This is a genomic window from Salinadaptatus halalkaliphilus, assembly GCF_006543045.1.
Taxonomy (GTDB): Archaea; Halobacteriota; Halobacteria; order Halobacteriales; family Natrialbaceae; genus Salinadaptatus; species Salinadaptatus halalkaliphilus.
This window is the reverse complement of the sequence record NZ_RBZW01000014.1, coordinates 105,489-114,445: the sequence shown is the minus strand read 5'-3', so window position 1 is coordinate 114,445 and position 8,957 is coordinate 105,489. Positions and strand designations below refer to the sequence as shown.

Annotated in this window: 4 protein-coding genes; 1 reads left to right on the top strand and 3 read right to left on the bottom strand. The window is 52.1% G+C overall.

Going from position 1 to position 8,957, the window contains the following annotated elements; genetic code table 11:
* Nucleotides 1-588: 588 nt before the first annotated feature.
* Nucleotides 589-2,733 carry a DUF5797 family protein gene (locus D8Y22_RS05405; RefSeq protein ID WP_217350858.1) on the bottom strand — a complete coding sequence of 715 codons (2,145 nt, stop codon included), beginning with the start codon at nt 2,731-2,733 and terminating at the stop codon, nt 589-591.
* Nucleotides 2,734-5,769: 3,036 nt separating this feature from the next.
* Here D8Y22_RS05405 and D8Y22_RS05395 point away from each other — a divergent pair.
* Complete coding sequence (locus D8Y22_RS05395) at nt 5,770-7,011, top strand: hypothetical protein (protein ID WP_141463687.1); 1,242 nt, start codon at nt 5,770-5,772, stop codon at nt 7,009-7,011.
* A 449-nt stretch (nt 7,012-7,460) separates the two neighbouring features.
* Here D8Y22_RS05395 and D8Y22_RS05390 read toward each other — a convergent pair whose 3' ends face one another.
* Nucleotides 7,461-7,904: a hypothetical protein gene (locus D8Y22_RS05390; protein ID WP_141463686.1), complete on the bottom strand. Its 444-nt coding sequence runs from the start codon at nt 7,902-7,904 to the stop codon at nt 7,461-7,463.
* Nucleotides 7,901-8,737 (bottom strand): ParA family protein, encoded by an 837-nt coding sequence (locus D8Y22_RS05385; RefSeq protein ID WP_141463685.1) that lies wholly within the window; start codon nt 8,735-8,737, stop codon nt 7,901-7,903. Before D8Y22_RS05385 ends, D8Y22_RS05390 begins: the two co-directional genes overlap by 4 nt.
* Nucleotides 8,738-8,957 lie beyond the last annotated feature (220 nt).

The window sequence follows — 8,957 nt, the reverse complement described above, 5'->3', positions numbered from 1 at the left end:
CTACTGCATCTTCTGAGGTCGAAAAGCCGTCTCTAACGCCGTGAAATTGTAGATCAGCAACCCCACCCCGATGCCGTCTTGCGTTCAACAAGGCAACGTATTTTCCAAGAATCCAGAAGCCGGCGATGAGCGCCACATCGAAATCAAATCCTTCTCAAGCGGGGGAACCGCTAAGCTCCGACCCAATCAACAGGACCGAGCCAAGAATGACGACGACTTCTATCTCTACATAGTGATTAATCCGAAGAGCGATGACCCAAGGATTTGGTTCAAAGGGTCTCCAGATATAGAACATCTTCTTGACAGAGGTGCAGAAATGGAGAGAATTTTGGCGATTCCACGACCAGTTTGGGAAGGATACTGTGATGGACCAATCCCGACTAGGCGGCAATAATTAATTCACGTTCTGTATTCTCTGTTCATTTGACAATGAGCTGGATACCGATCACTCTTGCCCCGCCAGTTACCGATCCTGACGCTCCCTGTGGTTTCGATAAAACAGCGATAGCAGAGTCGCTGTTCTTAGCGGTCGGTCGGTCATGGACACGACCGAAAGCGCTGAAACTGGGTTAGTAGCGAATTGATACGTTAGGAGGTGTTCGACTCTATAATGAGGATGCGGGCTTTTTCAGTTGGTTGAATCTTGTAGTCGGCGTTTCGCTCGAAGTAGTCGTCGAGTTCCGAGGAGAGGTATTGCCACGCCTCTTTTCCGGTCTGGAGTCCCCACTCGTCGGCTAATTCACTGTTTGATGTTGGGGCTAACTGTACGATGTCTTTGACTCGGGAGCGGAGTTGCGGGTCACTGGGCGTGGTGCGGGCCGGGTCGTCGTCAGACCCGTTCCCAGTACCGTTAGTAGTGTTCGTGGTGCTACCCGTGCCGGGAGACTTTCCAGTCGATGGTTCGATGATGTCTGGCTGGTCACGCGGAACAGGTGATGGGACGTTGGATGGGTCGATCCCGTCAATCCAGAGCCCACCGTCCCAGTTGAACACGCCGCCGTGCTCGGTAGCGTACCTGATGAATGCACGGAGGGTGTTCTTCCACGGTGCTTCGTCTTTGATGGCGGTTTTATTGCCTACCATGATGAACTGGTCTTTCGGGCGAGTACAAGCGACGTTGAATCGGTTCTTGTTCCCGGAAAATTGCAGCCCATATTTTTCAGTGTTGACGGCGCTGAAGATGATCATTTCTCGCTCGCGGCCTTGAAAGCCGTCAACAGTTGAGACTTCGACACTGCCGTAGTCGGTGAGTTCGTCGCTGATCAAGGTGCGTTGGCCGCGGTAGGGTGTGATGACGCCGAGTTCTGATTCGGGGACGTCGCGTTCGTCTACGAGGTGGGCGACGAGGTCGGCGACGACATCGACTTCTACGGTATTGACGGAGCCGCTGAAGCGTTTGCGCCAGGATTGCTCGCCGGTGACGTCCACGAACGTTACGGGCGGGCCGTCACAAATGGCTTCGACCTTCGAGTCGGGGTCGTCTGCAGGATTCCAATCGAATCCTTCGGGGCAGGAGTCGTCGATAGTGATGTTTCCGTCGTAGATGTGTTCTTGCGAGAAGCCGATGATATCGGCGTGGCTTCGGTAGTGGTATTCAAGCCACTGATCGATGTCGTACCTGTTGCGAAGGAACGAAAAGATCGAAGCGTCGTCGGGTGGGCTGCCGTCGCTCGTTGAGAGGGTTTTGAGGACTGGTTGGAGTTGGTTGTGGTCGCCGACGACAACCCATTTGTTCGCGTTGATCATACCGAGAAGGCCGAGTGGGACGGGTATTTGGCTCGCTTCATCGATAATGACCGTGTCGAACTGAACTTGGGCGAGGCCGCCGAGTTGGGAGCGGATGATTGTCGCACCGGTAATGTCTGCGTTCTCGATGGAGGTCTTCTCCGCTTCCGACTGAAGTTCCTGAATTTTCCGCCGGGTGTCGGAGAGTTTGGCTTGCTTCGCATCGATATCGGCCTCGACCTCGCTCATTTGCGTGCTGCTCACAGGGCCGGTTTCGGCCGCTCGTTGCAACACCTCGTATTGCTCTTGATCGTTCTGTAGTTGAGCGCCCATGTTGCTGATCTCTGATTTGAGATCCTCGACTTCGGCCAGCAACTCTGACACGGAGTCATCGTCACTCTCGTCGATGACTTTCGAGAGCATCACTTCGGACGTGCCCTTCGACATTTTTTCTGGCCGGCCAGCCCGGACGAGCTGATGCGTATCTTGATGACTAAGTTTCTCGATAACGTTGTCAACCGCGATGTTCGTGTGAGATGTGACGAGCACAGATTCGCCTCGGGTAGCAAGTTCCTGAGCGGCTTTGGCGATAACTTCAGTTTTTCCGGAACCAGGGGGACCAACGACGAGTGAGAGGTCACCGGCTTCGAGGCCGAGGATGTTGGCCAACACGGATTGCTGTGAGTCATCCAGTTCGAATCCATCGAGACTTCGCGTATCATCTAATTCGACAGGTGTCTCCTGGGTGATCGTGGATTGGTCCAGCGTGTTGGATAGGTGTGGGCCGTTGACAGCGAGTTTCGCCACCGTTGGATCCGGGTTCTGCTCGTTTCGCCAGCCGGCGAAATCGCGGCGCAGTTCTCGTAATAACCCGAGTTGCTGGGTCGTGGCGATCATTGTTTCGGAACTACAGACCGTGATGTCCTGTCCAGATTCGAGGCTTGTTGCGACGCCGCCCCAGTAATCAACCTGAATGTCGCGGTTATCGATATTCACGACGCGCCCCATGTCGTGGAGACTGCCGTCGATAATCTGGCCGATTTGCCCGCCTTCTTCGGTCCACCCGGGAAGGGATGTTTTTGAGCGAAGGACGAGGAATCGTTTCTCGATGTTCTGGCTCAGGACGGTTACGTCGAGCTGTTCGCGCCATTTCGATGCGCTCTGTTCTTCGCCTTCAGCGAAGACGAGTCCGGACCAGCCAGGAAACCGCGTGGCACACGTTGTGCAGCGATAACTGAACGCTGTTTCGAGTTCTTCGCCACAGTACTCACAGTACTCGTACGGGTTCTCGTCGTCATATGCGTCTTCGATTCGCTTGAGTTCCATCGTATTCGCGTCGAAATACGATCGAACTTTCTCGACTTCGGCGGCGATGTCGTGCCGCGAGATGTCCTGTAGAAAGTCGTCAATGTAGTTTCCGAGGATTGCGAACCCCATCGCTAAATCGCCCTCTGTACGGGAAGCGACCTCTGATCCGACAGCATGGATCGTCGCGGCGACTGCGGAATCCTTCCCGTAGCGCTCTTTACAGAATGCAATTCCTTGCGTTGGGTGTTCGTCAAGCCACGTGACCTGCGTACCGAAGTCGGGTAAGTCGTAGTTCAGATACGGCGGCTGATTTTCGGTGAGGTAGCCACCATCAGCGAGCACGTTGACGAGGTGCATCGTTTCGGGAGGGATATCGAGGTCAATGGCGATTTGCTGATACACTCGCCAGGGAACCATGATAATGTGAATCCAAGTCACACATTTATAGATTTTCCAAAAGGGTGATGAGTGAGGTTCTCATCGTAGGTCCGTCTGTGAGTCTTTCCATGGTGGCTAAGGAAACCGTACTGAACAGGATGGCGAGTGCGGTTCGTATCGTGTTACGCAGTGCTTCGGGGCTATCTGGGACGTACCCGGCTCCTGCAAGTTGGTGAGGGCCTGATCGATAGTTGCGAGGTTCTTATGAAGGTCTTCTCTGGTACAGCCGTGCCGAGGAATTCGTTGCTGTGGGTGTTTTCGATGAGGAAATTGGCGTGCACGACGTCGTTACGGAACTCGGTGACTTCATGGAAACGAGAATCTGCGCCGCCTTTTGCGGAGAAGCCACAGGTTTGATAACAGGCTTCAACGCTGGTCACGATGGTTTCGAGCGCCGAAAATGAGGCATAATGGATCTCTTCTAACTCGACGTTTGCTGCTTGCGTGTCTTCATAACGGTCTTCGAGGTCGTTGAGTTCGTCTGCGGTGACTGGTGTGTTTTCCAGTCTGATTTCTTGTTGAGGATGAGTTCGCGGAGGTGTTCTTCGAGGTAGGTGATGCGGTCGAAGAGGTAGATGCGTACGGGAGTGGTGTTGAGATCCGGTTTAGGTGAGGATGCCGGTGACGTGGTTCGGACCACCAAGGAAGTACACGCGGTTCTCGATGAGTGCGGACAGGACGGCTGTGAAGGAAGTGTCGCCACTGATCATGTATGCGATGACCAGTCCAGTGAGATGGTCGCCCCGACCATAGGCATCCTACCAGCAACGCCGCAAATTAGGTTCGGCGTCTACTGTTTACGACGGGCGTGAATCCGACAATGCCTCCACAGTCATCGTTCAGTAGAAATACCGATATTTAAGTGAAATCCTCCCGTAGCATGACAGACACCGAGGCGGCATGACCGCCCACCTAATCGGACAATATCGGGACTCCGAGACCCAGAACGTTCGAGACACCATCTCGAACCGCTGTGGTGTCTCGACCAGTGAGATAACTCCGAGTCCCCCGCCGGGATAGGAGTAACAGCGGTGTGGCCCCGCCATCGACCCGTCATGCCGACAGGTCGTAAACCAGTAAATATCCCAACCCAGCGGCGCGGTGCCGTGGGAAGCCTCGCCGTTCACGGCGAGGAGGAGGTCACTTTGGATATTCCATTGATACTCTTTCGTAATTATTAGCTGTTGAGTCTGACGAGAGTAATGTGGGCTAACTGGACCGACAACGGTACGTCGGTCGTGCAAGAGAGAGAATGATCTCGGATCCTCAAGCACACTACGCGTGGTGTGCGGGACCGAGTACTCTCGCTACCCTACGATTCCGAATTAACCATTACAGCTACAGCGGAAACAAAATTCTCCCTGCGCACACCATGCTTGGCGTGCGGCTGTCTCCCGTGATTCCGGCGCCGACAAGAGTTCCTGTCGTCATAGTTGAGCGCTCATCTCGACAGTCGGTCTCCAGAATAACCTCTTCGGTAAAGTCGTCTGCGACAGTTACCGACACGAGAGTAGACCCCTCACTCTTGATACCTTCTCCCGGTTCATCATCGGAACCAAGACATCCCGAAAGCCCTGCGAGAAGGGGAAGAGTCGAAAGCAGTTTTCGCCGGTTCACACGTAACGTTGATAGTTTGAGTTGTAAGTGCTTTTTGTCGTTGAGGAACCTACTTTCTTCAGTGTTTCAATTGCTCAGTCATCCACCTGTACTTATCGCTTCCAAAGGACACCAGAACAAGATGTGCGAACTGCCTATGAAAATCCTGCAGGTGAATTTTCGCCTTGATCGCGTGCGGGTACGAACGCGATACCTCACCGTTGTGGGGTGAGGAAGACAATGAACTCCGGGACTTGCTTGATGAGGAACGGCAGACCGTTGCTGACGTCATTAACCGAGGAAACTTCGTCAGTTCTGCCCGTCGTGTTTCCCAGAACTTGCAGCATGGGCGGATGATTCCGAGGGGATACCCCGAGAAACATGAATCAGGGGTCGAGGGTTCGTTCGCCGAGGAGTTCTCGAAGGTACGTGCTGGCTGCGACGCCAATGTTAATACCCCAACGTAGTTTTCCGCCACGGCTCCTGCAGCGCGGTGTGAGATCCCGTCTGCAAGGCTGTGGCGGATGCACTCTGCGACGGCATTTTCCCGTACTTGTCGACGGCTTCGCGTACCCCTTTCGCATGAGCCATCCGATATGGTCGTGCTGTGAGTCCGCAGGAAGTGCTGATAATCTGGTTTTGAAGGCTTGTGTTCCCTATTCTCGCTAAACCTTTTCCCGCCAGAACGGGTATTATAGAATAATGCAACTGAGTCCGTTTGAGTCACGAATCAACGAGGACAGCTGGCCGCACAAAGCGCCACTCTATGGAAGATGTGGGTTACGGGACCCTCGCGGTCGCTGTACATTCGAGGTGTTCCCCGCACGTCCTGGGGAAGATGTGAGCGGATATCAGGAGATTCCACGGGATGACGAGCAGCATGACCCGGAATCAATTGGCTTCGATATCTCGAACGCGCAGTCTGGAACAGAGTATGTGTTGATAATAGATACGTACGGTCGACCGACTCTCAAGTGGTATTCACAAAACCAGTTCAGGGAGCGGTTCGGATATGATCCCCTAGACCCACCTCGTCCAAGAGGAATCCGTCCCGAGAAATGTAGACAACTTGCTGAGGACCGAGTGAGAGGAAAAGTCGAATCGACGGTTCAGCTCGATACGGACAAAACAATATTACTGAAGCGAATCGCCGCTCTGTGGAACGGCGAAGTCGTCTGCGGAGTGCATCTCCTTGCGGACCAGTGCCCGAGCATCAGACAGATCGCGTCCGACTTGGACGAAGAATCTCTCAATCGTCTCTACTACAACACGGATCTTGGTCGAAATGTTATTAGTGCGTTCGATGATGCTGACTGGTTTAAGACCGCGAGTGGGTTCTTAAAACCGACGAGTGTATTTCGCAAGCAAGCGTGGTATGATCTGAACGAGAAGGGTCGCTCACTGATTAATAACCGTAGTGAGTTTTCTACCCTCAAAGGAGATCCACGCGAAGGCCTCGTTCACAGAATTACGGTCGGGTTGGTAACACTCTTCGACAAACATCCCGGTTGGAAAGTATCTTCGTATTATAACTTAGACAACTACGTCATCGATGTCTTTGGAATAGACAGCGATGATCAAGCCAACGCGTACGAAATCCTCACTGAACATCACAATTGGAAGCTGTATCGGAAAACGTACCGGAAAATGGAGTCGCTGAACAAACGTGGAATCAAACCGATCGCAGTCTTTGATTCCCGAGAGACCGCTTATATGGTTTTCAACCACTGGCACAGAAAGGAGCTTGGAGAACTTCCAAACGGACCGTTCGAATCGGTGTATAGCGTAGAAAACGGGCGTAAGCAAATCAAGGAGGCATACCAGAGTGATAGTTTCGATTGGGTAGTAGCTGATTGGACGACAACCTGGAAAATCAAGCAGAAAGCGCTCGGGCCAGACGGCCCGGAGTTCACCCGAGATCAGATAGTATCGCTTGACTGGTAGGACGGTTTTCCGCAGCATTCACTTCTCATCCCTAAATGGGGTACAGTACACTAATTATACTGGTCCATTCTGAAGCGCTAATTTCACCGTTTACCGGTGCCTCACCCTCTTCCGGAGTTGATTTTCGCTCGGGAACGGGAACGCAGCCTGCTTCCTGTGACAAGATATAGATACATTAGTTTATGATATTGATCGTTAGAAACCACCAGACTACGACGGGGTATGGACTAATTGAATAATGTAATGATATATTTGAAGTTCAGAGATGGGAGTGGCGTGACTTCGAGTCGCTGACGATCAAATTTTCACGTTCTATCAATCAGAATTATATCCCACTAATTGAAACACAGGATGAAGATCTCGAAATCGCAGTACTGCGAGCTAATTGAATATTGGAATGGTTTCCTCAAAACTAATGGACTGAAGTGGAGTAGTAGAACGTCTCGATCTTAGTCTTCTCGGTAGCGATAGCCCCATCCTCGAAGTTCGTCAGCCAGTTCATCAACGTGATTCGCGCCGACGCGAATGAGGGCTTCACGGATATCGGTCAGGTACACATCAGTCCCAAGTTCCTGTTCAACAGCATGTTTGACATCGGATTCAAGATTCATTGTTTCGTCACGCAAGAAATATTGAACCATTTGCCGGTCAGTCTTGACTGTGTTCCGTCCGAAAATATACGGTAAATCCCCCTCATCAGTGTGATCTGCTGACTCGGATGCCACTGAACGAGTTGATGATGAGTGTCCGTCTGCCTCCGATTCAGGCTCCGAGTTGGCCTGTGTTGTCGTCTCTTGAGTGGTTACGTCACTAGTCTCCGGAGACTCCTCTTCGTTGTCGGAGTCGTCAGCAAATGGATCGCTTCCTGCCCCTGATTTCATTCCGTCCGTCATTGATCTCCTACCACCTGGATATGAGCCGCAAGATCACGTATCTTGTCTAGTGTTCCGACTTCGTAGTCTCTCCGTCGATTACGGTGGTATCCCACGTAGTAAAACGCCGTACATCGTTTGTCCCAGCAGCCTTCGAACAGCGATGACCGATCACGTAACACGATCGGGGCATGGTAGCCGAGTTCTCGAATTTGTTCGAGGTACTGTTCTTGATTTGTTGTCTGCCCGACGCCGTTTGGAATGATCGCAAGCACACCGATATCAATCTCCAACGCGGTTTCAAGGTTCATGACCATGTCCTGAATTCCTTCTACTGACTGTATTCCTTTTCCCGTTGGTTCGACTGGCAAGACGAGCGAGCGCGTCGCTGACAAGGCGTTATATAGGTGTGGCCCTGCTGTTGCTGGCGGGTCGATGATGACGGTATCGTACTCGTCGGGGATGTTCGCATCCGCTAGAACTTGTTGGAGACGGTCGTTCGTATCGAATGATTCCCCCAAATCCTCAGCCATGTCTTCGGCCTTCGTTAAGAGCTTCGGCAGGCTTTCAAGCATATTGTGCGAGGGAACGATATCGAAGTCAAACGGAGTCTCGTGAATGAGATCGGTGAAGTTACCTTTCGGCCGATCAATAAGATGGCGAGCGATATTGTCGGCTTCTCCGTCGTCACGAGGGGCAGTGATTCCTAGTAAGTACGTCAAAGAGCCTTGTTGTGGGTCTAAGTCTACAACCAGTACGTCGCGTCCTTGCTGGGCGTGAGCGTCAGCAAGGTTTGCGGTGAGTGTGCTTTTCCCAACGCCTCCGGCCTCAGAGTATGTCGTGTACGTGAGCATGTATACACATTAGTTATGCTTACGTAAAAGGGTAATTAGACTAATCAGTTAGACTAACTAGTTATACTAGATTGTTATACAGATCCGACAGCTCATTTTGGAAACCACGATTTCTAAGATCGTGATTTCTCTACCGAGTCAGTAGCTACGGGAAGTCAGAGCAAAGATTGAAAGACAATAATACTCGCTATAGAACACCCAAAAGCCGGTATTCGATTCT

Excerpts from the sequence above, each read along its gene's own strand:
- D8Y22_RS05405 (WP_217350858.1), bottom strand. The coding sequence starts at position 2,733 with ATGGGGCGCGTCGTGAATATCGATAACCGCGACATTCAGGTTGATTAC.
- D8Y22_RS05385 (WP_141463685.1), bottom strand. The coding sequence starts at position 8,737 with ATGCTCACGTACACGACATACTCTGAGGCCGGAGGCGTTGGGAAAAGC.
- D8Y22_RS05395 (WP_141463687.1), top strand. The coding sequence starts at position 5,770 with ATGCAACTGAGTCCGTTTGAGTCACGAATCAACGAGGACAGCTGGCCG.
- D8Y22_RS05390 (WP_141463686.1), bottom strand. The coding sequence starts at position 7,904 with ATGACGGACGGAATGAAATCAGGGGCAGGAAGCGATCCATTTGCTGAC.